This is a genomic window from Pseudomonas sp. URMO17WK12:I12, from assembly GCF_000514395.1.
Classification (GTDB): domain Bacteria; phylum Pseudomonadota; class Gammaproteobacteria; order Pseudomonadales; family Pseudomonadaceae; genus Aquipseudomonas; species Aquipseudomonas mucoides.
This window is the reverse complement of sequence record NZ_AZVV01000003.1, coordinates 63,748-83,673: the sequence shown is the minus strand read 5'-3', so window position 1 is coordinate 83,673 and position 19,926 is coordinate 63,748. Positions and strand designations below refer to the sequence as shown.

The 19,926-nt window shown below is 62.5% G+C and carries 15 protein-coding genes; 14 read left to right on the top strand and 1 reads right to left on the bottom strand.

The annotated features are described in order from the left end of the window. The gene (gene gspG / locus D882_RS0100375; RefSeq protein ID WP_027921402.1) at positions 1-435 is read right to left on the bottom strand and encodes a type II secretion system major pseudopilin GspG; all 435 of its coding nucleotides are present in this window, start codon (positions 433-435) and stop codon (positions 1-3) included. A gap of 195 nt (positions 436-630) precedes the next feature. Here gspG and D882_RS0100370 point away from each other — a divergent pair, with 195 nt between their 5' ends. The 14 genes from D882_RS0100370 (at position 631) to D882_RS0100305 (ending at position 19,925) form a co-directional block, all read left to right on the top strand. Further along, the gene (locus D882_RS0100370) at positions 631-1,239 is read left to right on the top strand and encodes a lytic transglycosylase domain-containing protein (RefSeq protein WP_027921401.1); all 609 of its coding nucleotides are present in this window, start codon (positions 631-633) and stop codon (positions 1,237-1,239) included. A gap of 205 nt (positions 1,240-1,444) precedes the next feature. Continuing rightward, positions 1,445-7,267: a manganese-oxidizing multicopper oxidase MnxG gene (mnxG, locus tag D882_RS0100365; protein WP_027921400.1), complete on the top strand. Its 5,823-nt coding sequence runs from the start codon at positions 1,445-1,447 to the stop codon at positions 7,265-7,267. Positions 7,268-7,361: 94 nt separating this feature from the next. Then, positions 7,362-9,314, top strand: coding sequence for a cytochrome D1 domain-containing protein (locus D882_RS0100360; protein WP_027921399.1), 1,953 nt, complete (start codon positions 7,362-7,364; stop codon positions 9,312-9,314). Positions 9,315-9,327: 13 nt separating this feature from the next. Beyond that, a complete protein-coding gene (locus tag D882_RS0100355) occupies positions 9,328-9,984 on the top strand; it encodes an SCO family protein (RefSeq protein WP_027921398.1) in 657 nt (218 codons plus the stop codon). After that, entirely contained in the window at positions 9,981-10,601 is a 621-nt protein-coding gene (locus tag D882_RS0100350; RefSeq protein ID WP_027921397.1) for an SCO family protein, read from the top strand. Before D882_RS0100355 ends, D882_RS0100350 begins: the two co-directional genes overlap by 4 nt. A gap of 7 nt (positions 10,602-10,608) precedes the next feature. Beyond that, positions 10,609-12,159, top strand: a complete 1,551-nt coding sequence (locus D882_RS0100345; protein WP_027921396.1) for an ABC transporter substrate-binding protein — start codon at positions 10,609-10,611, stop codon at positions 12,157-12,159. A gap of 13 nt (positions 12,160-12,172) precedes the next feature. Next, a complete protein-coding gene (locus D882_RS0100340; RefSeq protein ID WP_027921395.1) occupies positions 12,173-13,129 on the top strand; it encodes a peptidylprolyl isomerase in 957 nt (318 codons plus the stop codon). Positions 13,130-13,347: 218 nt separating this feature from the next. After that, complete coding sequence (locus tag D882_RS0100335) at positions 13,348-13,881, top strand: response regulator (RefSeq protein WP_027921394.1); 534 nt, start codon at positions 13,348-13,350, stop codon at positions 13,879-13,881. A gap of 85 nt (positions 13,882-13,966) precedes the next feature. Continuing rightward, entirely contained in the window at positions 13,967-15,673 is a 1,707-nt protein-coding gene (locus D882_RS0100330) for a GspE/PulE family protein (protein WP_027921393.1), read from the top strand. Further along, on the top strand, positions 15,654-16,457 hold the full coding sequence (locus D882_RS0100325; RefSeq protein ID WP_027921392.1) for a hypothetical protein: 804 nt from the start codon (positions 15,654-15,656) through the stop codon (positions 16,455-16,457). The genes D882_RS0100330 and D882_RS0100325 overlap by 20 nt, the downstream gene beginning before the upstream one ends. A 1-nt stretch (position 16,458) precedes the next feature. Continuing rightward, a complete protein-coding gene (locus D882_RS0100320) occupies positions 16,459-17,004 on the top strand; it encodes a PilN domain-containing protein (protein ID WP_027921391.1) in 546 nt (181 codons plus the stop codon). Further along, the gene (locus tag D882_RS0100315) at positions 16,991-17,539 is read left to right on the top strand and encodes a GspMb/PilO family protein (RefSeq protein WP_027921390.1); all 549 of its coding nucleotides are present in this window, start codon (positions 16,991-16,993) and stop codon (positions 17,537-17,539) included. Before D882_RS0100320 ends, D882_RS0100315 begins: the two co-directional genes overlap by 14 nt. Further along, positions 17,539-18,054: a hypothetical protein gene (locus tag D882_RS0100310; protein ID WP_027921389.1), complete on the top strand. Its 516-nt coding sequence runs from the start codon at positions 17,539-17,541 to the stop codon at positions 18,052-18,054. Before D882_RS0100315 ends, D882_RS0100310 begins: the two co-directional genes overlap by 1 nt. Beyond that, positions 18,051-19,925 (top strand): secretin N-terminal domain-containing protein, encoded by a 1,875-nt coding sequence (locus tag D882_RS0100305; RefSeq protein ID WP_027921388.1) that lies wholly within the window; start codon positions 18,051-18,053, stop codon positions 19,923-19,925. Before D882_RS0100310 ends, D882_RS0100305 begins: the two co-directional genes overlap by 4 nt. Position 19,926 lies beyond the last annotated feature (1 nt).

The following is a 19,926-nucleotide window of genomic DNA, read 5'->3' as shown; positions in this document are numbered from 1 at the left end:
TCATTGCCAACTGGTGACTTCGGCGTTTTCGCCTTCACCACCGGGCTGCCCGTCCTTGCCCATGGACAGCAGATCGTACTCGCCGTTTTCGCCGGGATAGCGGTAGGTGTAGTTACGGCCCCACGGGTCCTGCGGCAATTTTTTCTGCAAGTAAGGTCCGGTCCAGCGGGTTTCATCGCTCGGCGCAGTGACCAGCGCCTGCAAGCCCTGCTCGGTCGACGGGTAGTGCCCGACCTCCAGGCGATACAAATCCAGCGCCTTGCCCAGGCCTTCGATTTGCGCCTTGGCGACCTTGACTTCGGAACGGCCCAGTTGGGCGAAATACTTCGGCGCGACGATGCCGGCCAACAGCCCCAGCACCACCAGCACCACCAGCAGTTCGAGCAGGGTGAACCCGCGTTGCGTACGCGGGGCACAGCACAGACGTTGATTCATGATGACCTCACACAGTCGGCAGAAGGGTCGCGATAAAGGCTTATGCAATTGCCATGCAAAGCCCCTGGCAACCTTCTGAACCTCCCGTGCTACGGCCTTTCACGCTTACGGCACAGTGCTTGCGTATGGCTGATTAACGATCGGCCAGTGGGGCATTACCCCCAATTTTCGGGGCCGGCCAGGGGAGGTAGAACAATGAAAACACTCACCACTGGATTGCTCGGATGCCTGCTATTGACCAGCGTCGCACAGGCCGATGTCTTCGTTTCCGTGGACGCCAAGGGCAGCTACGTTTTGTCCAACGTTCACCGCCCCGGCCGCACCTATGAACGGGTCATTCACGAGCCCACCGCAGCGGTCGTCAGCCTCGACCAGCAACCGCAGATGATCGCCGCGCAACCCTACGCCGAGCTGGTCTCGGCGGCTGCCAAAGCCAATGAAGTTCCGGAGGCGCTGTTACACGCGGTCATTCGCGCCGAGTCCCGCTACAACGCCGACGCAACGTCCGCCAAAGGCGCTGGCGGATTGATGCAGTTGATGCCCGACACCGCGCGGGAGATGGGGGTCAAGGATGTCTACGATCCGAAGGCCAACATCCAGGGCGGCGCCAAATACCTCAAGCGTCTGCTGACCCTGTTCGACAACGACATTGCCCTCGCGGTAGCGGCCTACAACGCCGGCCCGCAAGCGGTGCTCAGCCGTGGCGGGGCGATCCCGCCGTTCGCCGAAACCCAGCGCTACGTGCCGGATGTCCTGCGCCAATACCGGCGTTTGCAGGGCCTGGCCGTGGATGCGCCGTTGTAGTCGAAACCCCGTGCCGGCTTGCCCCAATAGTGGGGAATGATGGCCCCGGCAGAAAAGTGGGGAATTAGTGGGGAATATCCCCCGAGTTATTAAGTCGTCAACTTAACTGACTGAAAAACAACACAATTATTTTTGGCATGGCGATTGCTCCAGCGCACTTGTCGAGAATTGTTCCTTGTGAGCACCCAATGCGAGGTCCGTGATCATGTCCGGCATACCCCACGCTCATTACCTGATTAATCTGCTGTTGTTTTTCGCGCCCTTGTTTGGCATCGAGATGGCCGAGGCGGCCGCCCGTTGCGAACGCAATCTGGTGGCGAACGTCGTGGCGCTGGATCAGCCGCTGATGTTCAACCGCCTCGGCGCACAGAACGCCAACGGCATGATGTTCGCCCTGCGCCGCGACGTGGTCGACGACCACAACATGCCCCTCGCCCAAGGGGGCGCAGCGGTGCCGGGCAAAGTTTCGTTGCGGCCCGACAAGCGTCCGCGTCCACTGGTGCTGCGTGTAGCGGCGGGTGATTGCCTGACGATCAATCTGCAGAATTTGCTGGCGTATCAGGCCAACCCCGGCAAGCACGAAGAGACCGACGTCGAGGGCGCAGAAGGGGGAGCAACCGGTAATGCCGATCAGTTCAAGGTCGATGAGCAAGTCACTGACCGCCATGTCGGCTTCCAGGTCAACGGCCTGCAAGCGGTCAACAGCATTGACGACATCGCGTCCTTCACCGGGCGCAATGCCAACACGCTGATTCCGCCCGGTGCCACGCGGTCCTACACCCTGTACGCCGAGCGTGAGGGCGCGTTTGCCGCCAGCAGCCGTGGCGCCACATTTGGGGGTGAAGGTGATGCGGGCAACGTTGCCAACGGCCTGTTCGGTGAAGTGGTGGTGGTGCCCAAAGGTGGCCGTACCTATCGCAACACCGTGACCGAAGAAGAGATGCGCCTGGCCAGCACCGGCCGCACCCCGGCCGGTCAGCCGATTGTCGATTACCAGGCGCGCTACCCGCAGCGCGAACCGTGGATCCGTGAAGGCAAGGCCGGCACCCCGATCATCAGCATGGTCGATGGCAGTGAAATCATCTCCAGCGAGAGCGACGCGATCGTGATGGGCAGTAACGCTGATGGCAGCTTCCCGCCCGCGACTTATCCGCTGGAAGCTATCGGCAAACGCAACCCGGCGCTGCCTAACCGGCTGGAGCCGTTCCGCGATTTCGCCTCGCAGTTCCAGGATGAAGTGGCTGCGACTCAGGCGTTCCCGGCGTATTGGGCTGACCCGGTGATGGCCCACGTGCTGGAGCCGACCCGCGACGCGTTCATGATCAACTACGGTTCCGGCGGCATGGGCGCCGAGGTGGTGGCCAACCGACTGGGTGTCGGGCCGATGCACGATTGCCTGTCCTGCGCCTATGAAGAATTTTTCCTCAGTTCCCACACCGTGGGGGACGTGGCAATGCTGGTGGATGTACCGGCCAACGTCGGCCTGGAAAACATTCGTCCGGGCGAAACGCCACGCGCCGATCAGGTCGGGGTCAAGGCGACCATGGCGCTGTATCCGTCCGAGCCGGCCAACGTCAACCACAGCTACATCGGTGATTTCGTCAAATTCCGCAACACCCACAACGGCCACGAGCAACACATCTTCCACTTGCACGGGCACCAATGGCTGTTCAACCCCAACGACGATAACTCCGACTACGTCGATGCCCAGGGCATCGGTCCGGGCGCCGGCTACACCTATGAAATCGCCAATGGGGGTTCGGGCAACCGCAACCGCGTGGCCGGCGATGCGATCTATCACTGCCACTTCTATCCGCACTTTGCCCAAGGCATGTGGAGCATGTGGCGGGTACACGATGTGTTCGAGGAAGGCACCAGACTCGAAGTCTCCCAACAGGGCAACGACGGTTATCACAGCGAACCTTACGCGTTGCGCAGCGGTAAACCGGCGGCGGGCGCACGGGCCTTGCCGGATGGCGAGATCATTGCCGGCACGCCGATTCCTGCGGTCGTGCCGCTGCCGGGCAAAGCCATGGCGCCGATGCCGGGCAAAGTCGCGGTCGTCCCGAAGATCAGCGAAACCCTGGTGGCCGGTCATGACGATGACGACGAGGAGGGCGATGACGACGGCGAACATCACGGCGGTAGCGGTGGTGCCCAAGCCATCGGTTCCCTGGCCCTGGTGGATCGCAGTGAAGCCAACCGCAACGCTGACGGCAGCCTGAAAAACCCGGGCTATCCGTTCTGGATCGGTGGCATGGAAAGCTCGGTCGGCCAACGTCCACCAACTCCGCCGCTGGACATGCTCGACGCCGCCAAGGCGCAATCCCTGAAAACCAGTGGCAATGCCTTGTGGGCCAACCTCGATCCGGCGCAGTCCGGTGGCTGGGATGGCGGTCTGGGGCGGCATTCACTGGACGGGTTCTCATCGGGTGGTCAGGCGCACACCGTCACCACGTCGCTGGATTTCTCCAAGGAAGTGACCCGCGCCAAACCGATTTATATGCCCGAAGAGGGCACTGAAGTGGAACAGGCGGCCATGGCGTTCCACGCCCAAAAGGACCACCCGAGCTTCGCCGTGCTGCCGGGCAATCAAGTGGTGGCGCGTAACTTCCGCACCAACGGCGCGTTGCCGATGGCGGGTGCGCCGTACTACGAACCGTGCATGGATGATCGGCAAAAACGCCTGACCGCCAGCGCCGGCACCGGCGAGTTCAACAGCGGCGAACGGGTCGACGGGTTGTCGTTTACCGGTTCATCGACCTTCACCGCCGACCGTCCGCGCATCTATAAGGCTGCGAACATCCAGTTCGACGCGGTATACAACAAGGTCGGCTACCACTTCCCGCAAGCGCGCATCCTGGCGCTGTGGGAAGACGCCTGGCCGGTGATCACCAAACAGCGTCCGCCAGAACCGCTGGTGATGCGCATGAACACCTTCGACTGCGTGCAGTACCAGCAAACCAACCTGGTGCCGGCCATCTACGAGATGGATGACTATCAGGTGCGCACGCCGACCGACGTGATCGGTCAGCACATCCACCTGCCGAAATGGGACCTGACCGCCGCCGACGGCTCGGCCAACGGCTGGAACTATGAAGACGGCGTGCTTTCCCCCGGTGCCGTGCAAGAGCGCATCCACGCAATTCGTCTGTTCAACCAATGCGAAGGCACCGACCCGCGTGACGGCACACCGACTTGCCCGGTAGCCAAGCAGCATCCGTTCTTTGGTCAATATGGCCGGGCCGATTGGGTGGGCGCGCGCACAGCGATGCAGCGCTGGTTCGTCGATCCGGTGGTCAACAGCAAAGGCGTCGACCGTGGCCTGGGGACCATTTTCACCCACGACCACCTGGGCCCATCGACGCACCAACAGATCGGTCTGTACGCCACTGTGCTGGCAGAGCCGGCCGGTTCCACCTGGTTCCACGCCGAAACCGGCGAGCCGTTGTACAGCGGCGCGCGGCAGGACGGCGGGCCGACCTCGTGGCAGGCCGTGATTTCTACCGGTGACCTGGACGGCGACGGCAAGAACGACAGCTTCCGTGAGTTCTTCCTCGAATACAGCGACTTCCAGCACGCCTATGAAGCCGGTGTGTACGTGGGCGCCGGGCCGAATGGCGTGCCGGATGCGCAATCCTTCCCGGCCACCGCCGACAGCTTCCGTTATGCGATCAACCCGCCGGTGCGCAAGGAAGCCGCGACCCTGCTTGAACAGGTGGTTGAAGCCCGCGGCGGGCTGTCGCCGGGCTGCCCGAGCCGGCCTTGCCCGCAAGCCATCTCGGTGGATGACCCTGGCATGTTCGTGGTCAATTACCGCAACGAACCGCTGGCCCTGCGGGTGTATGACCCGAACAAGGTCGGCCCGGACGGCAAGCGCGGCATGCAGGCCGACGGCCTCGGTGGCGACCTGGCGTACGCCATGCAAAGCCGCACTGACCGGGCGATCCCGGCGATGAACCTGGCGCCCAACCTGGTCACTGCCGCCACCGGGCCCACCGGCGGCACCACGCTGTTCCCGCCACACATCAACAAGGGCGGCGCGGAACCGGGGGACCCGTTCACGCCGATGCTGCGCACCTACACCGGTGACAACGTGCGGCTGCGGGTGCATGCCGGCGGTCATGAAGAGGAGCACAACGTGACCCTGCACGGCGTGAAGTGGCTGCAAAGCGGTTCCGGTTTCGGCAACAGCTCCAACTCCGGCTGGCGCTCGTCGCAAATGATCGGGATCTCCGAGCAGATGGGCTTCATCGCGCCGGTCTCGATGTTGTCCAGTTCAGCGGCGATCACCGGGGATTACCTGTACTCGATGGACGCATCCCTGGAAGGTTACTGGAGCGGAATCTGGGGGGTGATGCGCAACTACACCGCGCAACGCAACGACCTGTTCGCGCTGCCGAACAACCCGAAACCGGCGGGCATGCGCAACACCGTGGCCTTCGATGGCGCCTGCCCACGGTATGGCGCCAACCCGAACGGCATCGGCACCCGGCCGACCGTGCAACGCAACTATGAAGTGGTCGCGGCGCTGGCCAACGACATCCTCGGCAATCCGCTTAACCTGTCCATGGCGGACCCGGCGGGCCTCGGCCAGCATGTCGGCGGCCCGTTGAATCCGGCGGGCGGTACGCTGGTGTACAACTCCCGCGCGGTGAGCATTCCACAGGTCACGGTAAACGATCCCCAGGATGGGACGACCTTCACCATCGGCGGGCAAAGCGGCCCGCTGCATGACCCGACCGCGATTCTGTACGTGCGCAAATCCGACCTCGACCCGGTCACTGGCAAGCTGAAACCCGGTGTGCCTGTCGAACCGCTGGTGCTGCGCGCGGCGGCCGGTGACTGCATCAACATCACCCTGGAAAACCGTTTGCCGAGCGTGATGCCGGACCTGGCCCAGACCGCTTCGGTGATGGGCATGGTCAAGCGTGACCGCAACGGTGGCGAAGGTTCGACCACCTTCAGCAACAACCTGATGCGGCCGTCCAGCACGGTGGGCTTGCACGCTCAACTGCTGGCGTACGACATCACCAAATCCGACGGCACCAACGTCGGCACCAACCCGATCCAGACCGTACCGCCACGTGTGGGCAACAGCGGTGCATACCCGACGCGTACTTATCAGTACTACGCCGGACACCTGGAGCGTGAAGGCAAGCCGATTACCCAACTGGGCCGCAGCGTCGACAACATCAACGCCACGGCGGTGGAGTTCGGCGGGCTGAATTTCACCCCGGCGGACGTGATCAAGCAGCCACAAAAAGGCCTCGGTGGCGCGATGAGCATCCTGCCGATCGGTGCCACCTGGGTTGAGGACGCGCGCAAGGTCAATGCGACAGTCACCGCGCCAGGGCAAACCACCTACCGCGACTTTGCGATGGTCTGGCAGAAGGCGCTCAACATGCGCTGGGCCAATGGCCGGCCGGTGGAAGGCATTGCCTCGGAAGCGGGTGTGCCGACCGATCCGCAGGACAACTCGAGCATGGCCATCAACTATAAAACCGAACCGATGTGGTACCGCTTCGGCCTGCCGCCGGACGCGCCGTTCGGTCACGCCGATGGCAACGGTTACGGCGACGTGCCCAACGCGCACATGGCCTACAGCAACGCGCTGGTGGGGGGCGATCCACAGACACCGGTGCTGTATGCCAAACCGGGGCAACCGTTCCGCACCCACATCCTGATGCCTACCGGTGGCAGCCGTGGTTCGACGTTCCAGCTGGACGGTCACGTCTGGTCGGTCAACCCGTTCCAGTCGGAGAAGAGCGACACCGGCGGTTACCCGATGATGACGCCGGGCGTGGGTTCGGTGCGGTTCGGCTACAACCCGATGTCGATGTACATCGGCGCCCACGAAAGCATCCTGCCGGCCGCGCACTTCAGCTTCATGCACCCGAGCGCCGGGGGCAGCAATGCGATACCGGGCGACTACCTGTTCCGTGACTACGCCGGCTACGGCAATACCGCCGGGCTGTGGGGGTTACTGCGGGTGACCAACGAACCTGAACCGGCACCGGCGCCGTAGACCGAGGGGATGGGAACGACATCAACCCTGTGGGAGCAAGCTCGCTCCCACAGGGGCTCGGTGGGGCAGTAATTGATCTGAAGGGGAGAGAGGGATGAACAGGACCATCAGAATCGCCAGTGGTGCGCTGGTTTTAGGCGTCGCGCTGATTAGCCTTGGCGTGTGGCGCACCGTGCCGCCGAGCATGCTCAGCGAAGTCGCCTTGCCCAACACCTGGAGCGGCCAGAGTCTCTCCCGTGACGGGGTGTCGGTGGCGCTTGAGGTCAAGCCTTTGGCCAAGGACGGTGTACTGCGCGAAGGCGAGTTTGCCGACGTGCAGTTCCGGGTCAAGGACAGCACTTCGGGCCAGCCATTGTCTGGCGTCAACCCTGGCGCCTGGCTCGACCCCGAAACCGTTGCCGCCGACCAGGCCCAGGGCCGCGAGCAAAGCTGCAAATCCCGGGTCGGGGTGTTCCTCAAATCGAGCATTGGCGCGCGGCCGCTGCTGGATCTGAACAGCTACTTCCTGCTGGTGATGAACCGCGATGCCAGTATTTCAGTGGTCGATCCGTCAGTGTCGGTGGGCGGCATCACCAGCACCATGGCCCGGATCGATCTAAAACAACCGCCGATGGATTGGGTCACCCCGAAGGACAACAAACGGGTGTTTTTGTCGATGCCAGCGGCGGGGGAAGTGGCGGTGATCGACAGCGAACAATTCAAATTGCTGGAGTCGGTGAGCGCCGGCAGCAACCCGGTGCGCGTGGCCCTGCAACCGGATGAGCGTCTGTTGTGGGTCGGCAACAACGCGTCAACCGCCGACGAGTCCGGCGTCACGGTCATCGACACCCGCAGCCTCAAGCCCCTCAAACACCTGGCCACCGGGGCCGGGCATCACGAAATCACCTTCAGCAAGGACAGCCGCTTTGCCTTCGTCACCAACCGCGACGACGGCACCTTGACCATCATCGACATCGCCAGCCTGACCGTCAGCAAGCAACTCAAGACCGGCTCGCACCCACTGTCAGTGGCGTACTCGCCGCTGTCCCAGGCGGTGTACGTCGCCGATGGCCAGGACGGCACCGTGACCGTGGTCGACAGCGCCAGCCTGGCGGTGCGCCGGGTGATCAAGGCGAAGCAGGGCTTGGGGCCGATGGGCTTCAGTGCTGACGGTCGCTTCGGCATTGTGCTCAACACCCTGGAGAACCAGGCCTCGGTGATCGACGCCGCCACCGATTCGCTGATCCATGAACTGGACGTGTCGGCCGAGCCCTATCAAGTGGTGTTCACCAAGGCCTATGCCTATGTCCGCGGTCTGGCGTCGGCCAAGGTCACGATGATCAACCTGTCGTCGCTGGGCCAGGGCCGTACGCCGATCAGCCAGGGTTTCGAAGCGGGGCCGCAAGCACCACGGCTGGCCGGTGATCTGCCGCTGGCGTCGAGCCTGGCGGTGTCGCGGGACGACAACGCGGTGTTCGTGGTCAACCCGGTGGACAACACCACTTACTTCTACGCCGAAGGCATGAACGCGCCGATGTCCGGGTACCCCAATCGCGGGCAAGTGGCGCGGGCGGCGATGGTCATCGACCGCAGTTTGCGCGAGGTCGAACCGGGGCTGTACAGCGCGCGGATCAAGTTGCCGTCGGCCGGGCGTTTCGACGTGGCGTTCCTGCTCAATCAACCGAACATCATTCATTGCTTCACCGCGTTGGTTGAGCCGGACCCAGCAATCGCGCAACACCCCGGCGTGCCCCAAGTGGAATTCATGCTCGACAAGTCCACGGCCACCCTCGGCAGTCCTTATGTGGTGCGCTTTCGCATCGTCCAGGGCCAGCAGCAGACCCGGCGCAGCGGGGTCAAGGATGTTCAGGTGCGCTACTTCCGTGCGCCGACGTCACGGGTGCAGGAAGTCGCGGCCCTCGACGTGGGCAACGGTATCTATGAAGCCCCGGTGACCCTGGACCAGAACGGCGCGTGGTACTTGCACGTTCGTGCGGCGTCGCTGGGTGCGAATTTCGACGACAAGACCTTTGCCAGCGTCCGGGTTCTGCCCGGCACTGCGAACTGAAGAGGACACCGACATGAACCGTATCGCACACCGGGGATGGCTGACGTTCTGCCTGTTGGCGGCCGGTATCGGTCAGGCCCTGGCGCATTCGGCGGACGAGCACGCCGGGCACGACATGCCAGCCAAACCCGCCACGTCCGAAAGCGCACAGGTCAAGTTCGCCGACGTGGCACTCGTGGACCAGAACGGCAAATCAGTGCGCCTGGAAAAGGACCTGATCAGCAACAAAATCGTGGTCATGAGCTTCATCTACACCAGTTGCACCACGGTCTGCCCGGTGGTGTCCTCGATCATGGGCAAGGTGCAAAAACAACTCGGTGCTCGGGTCGGTGGCGAGGTGCAACTGGTGTCGATCAGCGTCGACCCGCAGCGCGACGATGCCAAACGCCTGAACGACTACGCCCGCAATTTCCAGAACGGTCCGGGCTGGAGCTGGCTCACCGGCAGTTCGCAGTCGATCACTGAAACCCTCAAGGGCCTGGGCTCGTTCAGTGGCGACTTCAAGAACCATCAGCCATTGATCCTCGTCGGCGATGGCAACAGCCGTCACTGGACGCGCTACTACGGCTTCACCGACCCGGCCGTCCTGACCCGTGAAGTCGAGAAGATCAGCGGCCAGCGCAATGCCCACGCCAAACACACCGCCATTGCGATGGAGCAACAGCCATGAGAGCGCTCGCCCTGATCCTCTTCACGATGTGCTTTTGCATTGTCAGCTTGATGGCGTTTGCCCACGAAGGGCACCAAGAACCCGCGCCGGCGGTGGCCGGCGCGCAACCGGCGACCGGCACGCACGATGCGAAAACCTGGTTCACCGACACGCCGTTGCAGGATCAGAACGGCGAAACCCTGCGCTTCTACAGTGACGCGCTGCAAAACCGCGTGGTGCTGCTGAACGTGATTTTCACCCGCTGCAACGATGCCTGTCCGCTGATCACCCGCAAGCTCAAGGAAGTACGTGAGTTACTGGGCGACAAGGCCGATGGCATCACCTTTATCTCCCTTACCAGTGATCCGCTGCGCGACACGCCGGCGGTACTCAAGGCTTACACCTTGAAACAGGGCGTCGATGGACCCCACTGGTTTTTTCTTACCGGTGACAAGGCACAAATGGACCTTGTCCTGAGTCGTATCGGCCAGATCGTGCCGACCCCCGAACAGCATTCCACGCAGTTGATCGTCGGTGACGTGGCGAACAAGCGCTGGAGCAAAATCCGTCCCGATGCCCCGGCCGCCGCCATTGCTCAGCGCTTGCAGTTGCTGACCATGCCCGTGGCCGGTCGTTGAGCGCGCCATGAAAACGTCCCTGGTCCTCGGCCTGCTACTGCTCGGCGGCATGCATTGCACCGCCCACGCGTCAGCGCTCACCCCCAGCGAAAGTGCGGGCAAACGCCTGTACCGCGAGGGGCTGTCCGAGAGCGGTGAGCCGGTCATGGCCCGGGTTGGCGCGGCCGACATGATCTTGCCGGCCAGCAGCTTGCCGTGCGCCAACTGCCATGGCGCCGACGGTCAGGGGCGCCCGGAAGGCGGGGTGCGCCCGCCGGACATCAGTTGGTCGCGGCTCTCCAGCCGTTATGGCCAGGAGCAAGTCAACGGCCGTGACTATCCGGCCTACACCGAGGGCGCGTTGGCCCGAGCCATTGCCGAAGGTCGCGATTCGGCCAACAACCGACTCGATCCGGCGATGCCGCGGTTCGTGCTGTCGATGAAGGACCAGCGCAACCTCACGGCCTACCTCAAGCGTGTGGCCGATGACCGCGACCCCGGTTTGACCGCCGACAGTCTGCACCTGGGCACCTTGTTGCCCAGTCAGGGGCCGCTGGCCGATGAGGGCGCCACGGTGGCGGCGGTGCTCAAGGGCAGCGTGGAACGCATAAATCAGGCGGGCGGCATTCATGGTCGACAAGTGAATTTGACCATCCTCGACCCTGGCCCGGACCGCGCCAGTGCCGAGCGGGCACTGGAGCAACTGATCGAACAGGAACAAGTGTTCGCCCTGATCTCACCGCTGGCCCCGGCGCTGGATGTGGACCTGGCGGCGCGCCTGGAACAGGCCGGGATTCCGTTGATCGGGCCGCTCTCGTTACAAGGCATGGCGCAGGCCAGTCGGCAAATCTTTGAACCGTTGCCGGGGCTGCGCGAACAGTTGATCGCCCTGGCCGACTACGGTACCGCCAATTTGCGTGTGCTCAAGGGGCCGACGCTGATTACCTTTCCGGACGAACCGAGCCAGCGGCAGGCGGCGCAGGACCTCGGCCAATACTTGCAGGATCACGGCTGGCAAGAAGTGCGGTTGCAAGCCTACGACGAGGCACAAGACGAACTCCCGCTGGGCTCGCGCTCAGTGTTTTACCTGGGCAGTGGCAGAGGCTTCAGTCGTCTGGCCGAGCGTTTGCAAAAAGCGGGGCAGGTGCCTTACCTGTTCGCGGCCTCGAATCAGGTGGCCGGTGACGTGTTGCAAATGCCCAGCGGGTTTTCCCGACGATTGTTTTTGGCCTACCCGTTCGTGCCCAGCGACTGGACGCTGGCCGGGCGCCTGGCGCTGACGCAATTGCGCGAAAATCAGGGATTGGGCGGTCAGCACGCGGTGCTGCAAGTGGGTGCCTATAGCTCAATGCTGCTGCTGAGCGAAGGCATGAAGCAGGCCGGACGCGACGCCAGCCGCGAGAAGCTCATCAGTGCCCTGGAAGGCTTGCATGATTTCGAGACCGGGTTGACCCCGTTGATCAACTTTGGCCCTGGCCGCCGTCTGGGCTTGAGCGGTGCCCACGTCGTTACGGTGGACTTGCCCGACCAGCGCTTCTTTGTGGTTGCACCCTACAAACCCATTGCTGCCATGCCCTGACCGGAGGCCGATCATGAAACTCAACATTGCGCTGATGCTGCTGACACTGTGGGTCCCGGTCGCGTGGTGCAACAACGGCCCGGCCGCCGCGCGGGTCAATGGCGAGGAGATTTCCGAGTTTCGCCTGGAGCGCTATTTTGCCGAATTCCTCGAGGATCAGGGCAGGGCGGTGGGCAACATTCGCAGCCCCAAGGCTTATAAGCAGCTGCGGCAGAAAGCGCTGGACGCCTTGATCGACAAGGAGCTGTTGTGGCAAGAAGCCCTCAAGCGCGGCGTGGTGATCAGCGATGCCGACGTGCAACGCCAGGTTGACCAGACCCGACAAGCCATCGGCGGCCCCGAGGTGTTTGCCCGCCGGCTCCAGGACGCCGGTTTTGATGAAGCCAGTTTCACTGAATACACCCGCCGTGAAATGGCGGCCCAGCAAGTCTTTGCCGAACTCGTCCAGGCAGGGGGATCACCGGATGAAAAACAGGTCCGGGCGTTTTACGAAGAACACCGCGCCGACATGAGCCGGCCCGAAGAAATCCAGGCCCGGCACATCCTGGTCAAAGTGCCGCAAGGCGCCGATGCCGCCACAGTTGAAGCAGCGCGGCTACGCTTAGTAGAGATGCGCACGAAAATCAGCCAGGGCGAGGACTTTGCCAGTGTCGCCAAGGCCGGCTCCGAAGATGCGTCGGCCAGCGAAGGCGGGGACTTGGGCTATTTTCCTCGTGGGCGCATGCTGCCCGAGTTCGAAGTGGCGGCCTTCGCCCTGACGCCGGGGGCCGTCAGCGAACCGGTGCGTACGCCGTTGGGCTGGCATTTGATTTATCTCCAGAACCACTTGGAGGCAACCGATGTCTCAGAAACGCAGGGGCTTGAAATGGTCAGGGCTTATCTTGCCCGACAGCAACAGGCTCAAGCACGCCTGCAAGTCCTGGCGCAGCTTCGATCAAACAATCGAATCGAACGGATTGACGATGATTGAAGCTTCACCCCCAAATGTGGGGAAAGCTTCAGTGCAAATCCGGGCGCTTCCCCGTCTTTGGGGGACGGGGTTTGCGAGCGAAAAGGTTTTGTCATGGAAATCAACGCGATGTGTCGACCAAAAAGCGGCACTCAGTCTGGCATGAAGTGTGCGTTAGCCTAATTAAGGCGCGTACTCCCAGGCACGGATATCGGACCTGCGGTTTCAAGGAGTCCACCTTGTTGAACAAAATACTGGTTGTTGAAGACGAACAGCTGCTTGCACAAAACCTCCGGGATTATCTGGTGGCGCAAGGGCTGGATGTCCTGGTAGCGAACGACGGTGCGAAGGCCATCGGCGAAGCCGAAAAATTTGCACCCGATGTGATGGTGTTCGATTACCGCTTGCCCGATATGGAAGGCTTTGAGGTGCTCGATGCTGTCCGCCAGAACAGGAAGTGCCATTTTGTGCTGATTACCGGGCACCCCACCGCTGAAGTCTGTGAGCGGGCCCTGCAACTGGGAGTCAGCCATATCCTGTTCAAACCGTTTCCATTGGCGGAACTGGCCCGAGCAGTCTGTGACCTTTTAGGGATGGAGCGCGAACCCAAAACGGGCGTGAGCACCTCCGAAGGATTCGTCGAACGACGCCAGAGCAGGACCGAGAGTTTCCCGCTGCAGTTGTACGACGGGAGTTGGGTGCTTGCAGATCGCCGACGAAGTACATCGGCCTCCATGGCGCCAGACGACGAACAACTGCTCACCGGGGAGTAATTGGCGCGACCAGACGTTCCGGCACCCGCCGCGATGACTCGCCGCGCCGACAGGGCTCAAAGCCCCGGGCGTTGGAGAGCATGCCATGGACCGTCTATCCCTTGCCGTCGAACCGGCGTTGCTGGACTGTGTACCGTCTCGTTTTTCCAGTGAGCAACTGGCCCAGGCCCGGGCTCGAGCCACCAGTACCGGCGAACGGGTACTGGAAGCCCTCGGGGTGTTGTGCGAACTGGCTCCGATGCCCTTCATCCAGTGCCTCGGCACCACCCTGCATTATCCGGTGCTCGACACCGACAGCCTGTTCAAGGCCATCCCGGTATTTGACCGGGTCACCCTGGCCCAATGCCTCAAGCGCGAATTCATCCTGCTGCGTCACGAAGACGCGGTCATTGGCGTGTTTGCCGACCCCTTCGATACCTCGCGCCTGGCCTGGATCGACGACTGCCTGCACGGTGCGCCGCTGTACCTGGTGCATGCCGACGACCTGAAAGCCTACCTGGCGCGTCACGAAGAAAGCTTCCACGCGGTGGAATCGCTCAATGCCCAATCCGACACAGGCGTTGAAGTCGACAACCTGCAAAGCCTGTCCCTGACCAGCATCAGCGAAGACGCCAGCGTCGTCGTCAAACTGGTCAACTCGACCCTCTACGATGCCTTGAAAATGCACGCCAGTGACATCCACCTGGGCACCACCGGCAGCGGTCTGGTGATCAAGTACCGGATCGATGGCGTGCTCAACAACATCAGCAAAATCCAGGGCAGCGAGTTCGCCGAGCAGGTCATTTCTCGGGTCAAAGTCATGGCCGAACTGGACATCGGCGAAAAACGCGTGCCCCAGGACGGTCGCTTCAAGATCGGCATCAGCGGCCGGCAGATCGACTTCCGGGTGTCGATCATGCCGAGCATTTTCGGCGAAGACGCGGTGCTGCGGGTCCTCGACAAACAGGACCTGGCCGACAAAGTCAGTGGCGTGCAATTGCAGGCCCTGGGTTTTGAAGAGGAAACCCTGCGCCAACTGCGGCGCCTGGCCGCCGAACCCTACGGCATGGTGCTGGTGACCGGTCCGACCGGCAGCGGCAAAACCACCACGCTGTACGCGATGATCACCGAGATCAACCACGGCGTGGACAAGATCATCACCATCGAAGACCCGGTGGAATATCAACTGCCGGGCGTGCTGCAAATCCCGGTCAATGAAAAGAAAGGCCTGACCTTCGCCCGGGGTTTGCGCTCGATCCTGCGCCATGACCCGGACAAGATCATGGTCGGTGAAATCCGCGACCCGGACACCGCGCAAATCGCCGTGCAATCGGCACTCACCGGTCACCTGGTGTTCACCACCATCCACGCCAACAACGTGTTCGACGTGATCGGCCGTTTCACCCAAATGGAAATCGACCCCTACAGCCTGGTGTCGGCCCTCAACGCGGTGTTGGCGCAGCGGCTGATCCGCCTGGTCTGCGCCAGTTGCAGCGCGCCGGTCACCCCCACCGACGACGAATTGCTTGCCTCGGGCCTCGATCCAAAAGACGTCGGCCACTACCACTTTGTGCATGGCAAGGGCTGCGGCCACTGCCGGGGCACTGGGTATCGCGGGCGCAGTGCGATCGCCGAGCTGCTGCACCTGGACGACGAGCTGCGGCAAATGATTGTCGAGCGCCAACCCATTTCGAAGATCAAGGCCCACGCCTGTAAACGTGGCTTGCGGCTGTTGCGCGAGTCGGCCCTGGAACTGGTGCAACAGGGGCGTACCACGCTCGAGGAGATCAATCGTGTCACTTTTGTCTCGTGATCGGTATATCGCCGTGCTTGGCGCCAGCGGTGTCGGCCTCGGCCAACGCCGCGGCAGCGACACCCTGTGGCTGGGCAGCGTCGGCTTCATCGACGAAGGCTTCCACGCCTGGGCCGTCGCCCTCGAAACCCTCGACCGTTTGCTCGGCGAACACACGCAGGCCGGTGCGGAACTTTGCGTGGTGATCTCCGGGCACTTCAGCCGTTTCTGCCTGGTGCCCTGGAGCGAAGAAATCAGCAGCCCCGACGAACTGCTCGGCTTCGCTCAACTGTGCTTCGAAGACCTTTATGGCGTACCAACGCAGCCCTGGAGCATGGTGCTGTCGGCTGAGCCGGCGGGTTACGACCGGATCGCCACTGCACTGCCGCAAGACTTGCTGACGCGCCTGCGCAGTCTGGTCAGCGGTCGCGGCATGCGCCTGCGTTCGGTGCAGCCGTACCTGATGGCCGCGTTCAACCACTTCGACAAGAGCTTTGAGGGCGGCGACTTTCTGTTCGTCGTCGCCGAGCCGGTGCGCAGCGTGCTGCTGCTGGCACGGGAAGGGAAGTGGGCGGCGGTGCGTTCGGTGGGCAGCAGTGACAGCGATGCCGCACTGACCGCACTGATCGGCCGTGAAAGCCAATTGCAGGCCTCCACCAGCGAACGGCCGCTCAGCGTCTACCTGCACGCACCGGCGCGCATCGACTCGCATCCCGACGTGCCGGGCGTGCAGTTGCGCACCCTTGAAGAAGACCAGACAGCCGTACGCGACAGTTTGTACGTGATGTCTCGGGCGGTGGCCTGACATGCGCCCGCTGATGCTCGACTTCCAGCCGCGTCGCCGTTCCGGCCCATTGGGCTGGAGCTTGCTGGCCGGTGGTGTGGTGTTGGCGCTGGTGTGTTTCTTCGTCCAGCAACACCTCGACGAAGAGGCCTCGCAACAACAAGGCCATCTGCAACATGCCCAGCGTGCACTCACCGGCGACAACGGCAGCAAGGTCTCCCTGACCCCGGCCGAAACCCGTGAGCAGGCTCAGAACCTGGCCGAAATGCGCAAAGTCTCTCAACAACTGCGCCGGCCTTGGGAGCGTCTGTTCGCCATGCTCGAAGCCATGCCACGCGACAACGTTGCCTTGCTGACCCTGACCCCGGATGCGCGCAAAGGTCAGGTACGCATCAGCGCCGAGGCGCGGGATCTGGAAGCCATGCTCGAATTCCACCAACGTCTGGAAGCCAGCGACGAGCTGTCCGACGTGTCGCTGCTCAGCCACGAAATCGTCGCCAACGTGCCGGAACACCCGGTGCAATTCAACCTGTCGGCCAGCTGGGAGATCGGCGATGCGAATCCCTAAATTGATCGTCCACGAATACCTGCAAGGCCTGGGCGTTCCTGGCCTGGTGGGCATGGCGCTGCTGCTGGTCGCTTTGGTGTATGGCCTGGGCGGCTTGATGCCGGACTGGCAAGCGCTGCAACAGCTGAGCCAGCAGACCCGTGAAGCCGGCGAGTACCTGGCCAAGGTTGAAGACGGCAGCGTCGCCGCCCCGGTGGTGCCGCAGCGTCAACTCGACGATTTCCGCAGCAAACTGCCGTCGCAGCCACAGGCCACCGTGGCCATCGACAAGATCTACGCGCTGGCCAGTCAGGAACACATCACCCTGTCGCGCGGTGAATATTCGCTGGGCATCGACCCCAAGACGCACCTGGCCCGTTATCAGATTCTGCTGCCGGTGCGCGGCAGCTATCCGCAATTGCGACGCTTCCTGCACGCCTTGCTCGGCCAGTTGCCGGCGGTGGTGCTGGAAGACGTGGAGTTGCAGCGCAAGAAGATCGCCGACACCGACCTGACCGGGCGGATCCGCATGACCCTTTACCTGTCGAGGTCATGATGAATACCAAGCGCGTACTGGGTTGGATGGCGTTCTTCGGTGTGGCCGCGGGACTGGCCTGGGGACCTCAATATTTCCAGAAAACCGATGAGGGCGACGAGTCTGTCGCCGCCTCAACCACCCCGGTCAAAAGCAAAACCGGCACGCTGCCGGCTGTAACGGCCAACGGCAAACCGGTGGTGATCAAGGACCTCAGCCCGTCCGGCGACCTGTTCACCGCCCGCAGCTGGAAGGTCGCGCCGACCCTCGCCAGCGTCATCGAACAACCCGTCAACCAGACCCCGGTGGTACAAGCCCCCAGCGTACCGCCGATGCCTTTCCAGTTCATTGGCAAGCTCAATGACCGTTCCGACCTGCAAGTGTTTTTGCAGAACGGCGAAAAAATATACGTCGTACGCAAAGGGGATGTGATCGACGAAACCTGGCGGATCGAGCGGATTTCCGATGTGGAACTCAGTTTTGTCTACTTGCCTCTGCATTTGTCCCAGACCTTGTCTGTGGGGAGCGCGCAATGAACACATCCCGTTTGCTGTTGAGTGTCTGCATCGCTGCAGCGCTGGCCGCGTGCAGTTCGGCGCAGCTCGCCAACCAGGAGGCGTCCCAACTGATCGAGTCGGGGCAATACGAGGCCGGCCTGGCCCGTATCGAAGAAGGGTTGCGTGAAGACCCTCGCGACACCGAACTGCACCTGGCCCTCAACAGCGGACGAGCGCTGGCGGTCACGAATTTATTGAGCCAGGGCGACATGGCCCGCGCCACGCGTGATTTCCCCTCGGCACGAATGGCCTATGGCCGAGTACTGAACATCGAGCCACACAACCGTCGCGCCCAAGAGGCGCTGAGCCAGCTCGACTACCTGCGCAGCATGGATGAAAAACTCGAACTGGCCCGTGGCGACCTGCGTCGCGGAGACATCTACGGCGCCGAACGCCAGGTCAAACAGATCCTCGAACTCGACCCCAAGAATGAAGGTGCTCTGGAACTGCAAGGCAACATCCGCCTGGTGCAGAGCCGCAACGTGGTCCCGTACCCACAACTGCGCACCCGCCTGGACCGCCCGGTGACCCTGGAATTTCGCGACGCCAACCTGAAAACCATTTTCGAAGTGCTGTCCCAGGTGGCCGGTCTGAATTTCATCTTCGACAAAGACCTGCGCCCGGACATGAAAGCCACGATCTTCGTGCGTGACGTGCGCATCGAGGACGCGGTGGAACTGCTGCTGCAACAGAACCAGTTGCACCAGAAAGTGGTAAACGAAAACACCTTGCTGATCTACCCGGACTCGCCGCAAAAGCTCAAGGACTATCAAGAGTTGGTGATGCGCACCTTTTACCTGACCAGCATTGATTCCAACACCGCGCTGAACATGATCAAGACCATGCTCAAGACCCGTGACGTGTTCGTCGATGAGCGCCTCAACACCCTGACCATGCGCGACACCGAAGACGCTGTGCGCATGGCCGAAAAGCTCCTGCAATCGCAAGACCAGTCCAACCCGGAAGTGGTGCTGGAAGTGGAAGTGATGGAAGTGGCCCGTCAACGGATTCTCGACCTTGGCCTGCAATGGCCGAACACCTTCGGCGTGATCAACACCGACGGTTCGCCGGTGACGATCCTCGATCAACTCAAAGGCATCGACTCCAGCCGGATCTCCATCTCGCCGTCGCCGCAAGCCAAGATCAACGCCCAGGACAACGACATCAACACCCTGGCCAGCCCGGTGATTCGTGTCAGCAACCGTGAGCAGGCGCGCATCCACATTGGTCAGCGCGTGCCGATCATCAGTGCGACCTCGGTGCCGTCGACTCAAGGGCCGGTGATCACCGAAAGCGTCACCTACCTCGACGTCGGTCTGAAGCTGGAAGTGCAGCCGATCGTGCACTTGAACAACGAAGTGGCGATCAAAATCGCTCTGGAAGTCAGTAACGCCACGCCGCTGGAACCGACCCGCCAAGGCACCATTCCGGTTCAGGTTGATACCCGCAACGCTCAGACCACGCTGCGCCTGCATGACGGCGAAACGCAGATCCTCGCCGGCCTGGTGCGTAACGACCACGGCGCCACGGGCAACAAGATCCCCGGTCTTGGCGACATCCCGGGCCTTGGCCGCTTGTTCGGCAGCAACAAGGACACCGTCGGCAAATCCGAGCTGGTGCTGTCGATCACCCCACGGATCGTGCGCAACCTGCCGTACCAGAGCCCGTCGGACATGGAATTCCCTACCGGCACCGAAACCAGCATGCACATCCAGGCGCCGGATCGGCGGATGGAGCCACGAATTCAGAACGAGCACATCGACCGCTCGGTGCCTGGCGTGACCACCGAAGTGACCGTCGGCCGGCCGGTGGCTTCCGCCACTCCTCAAGTCACTGTTGAGAAGCCTTGAT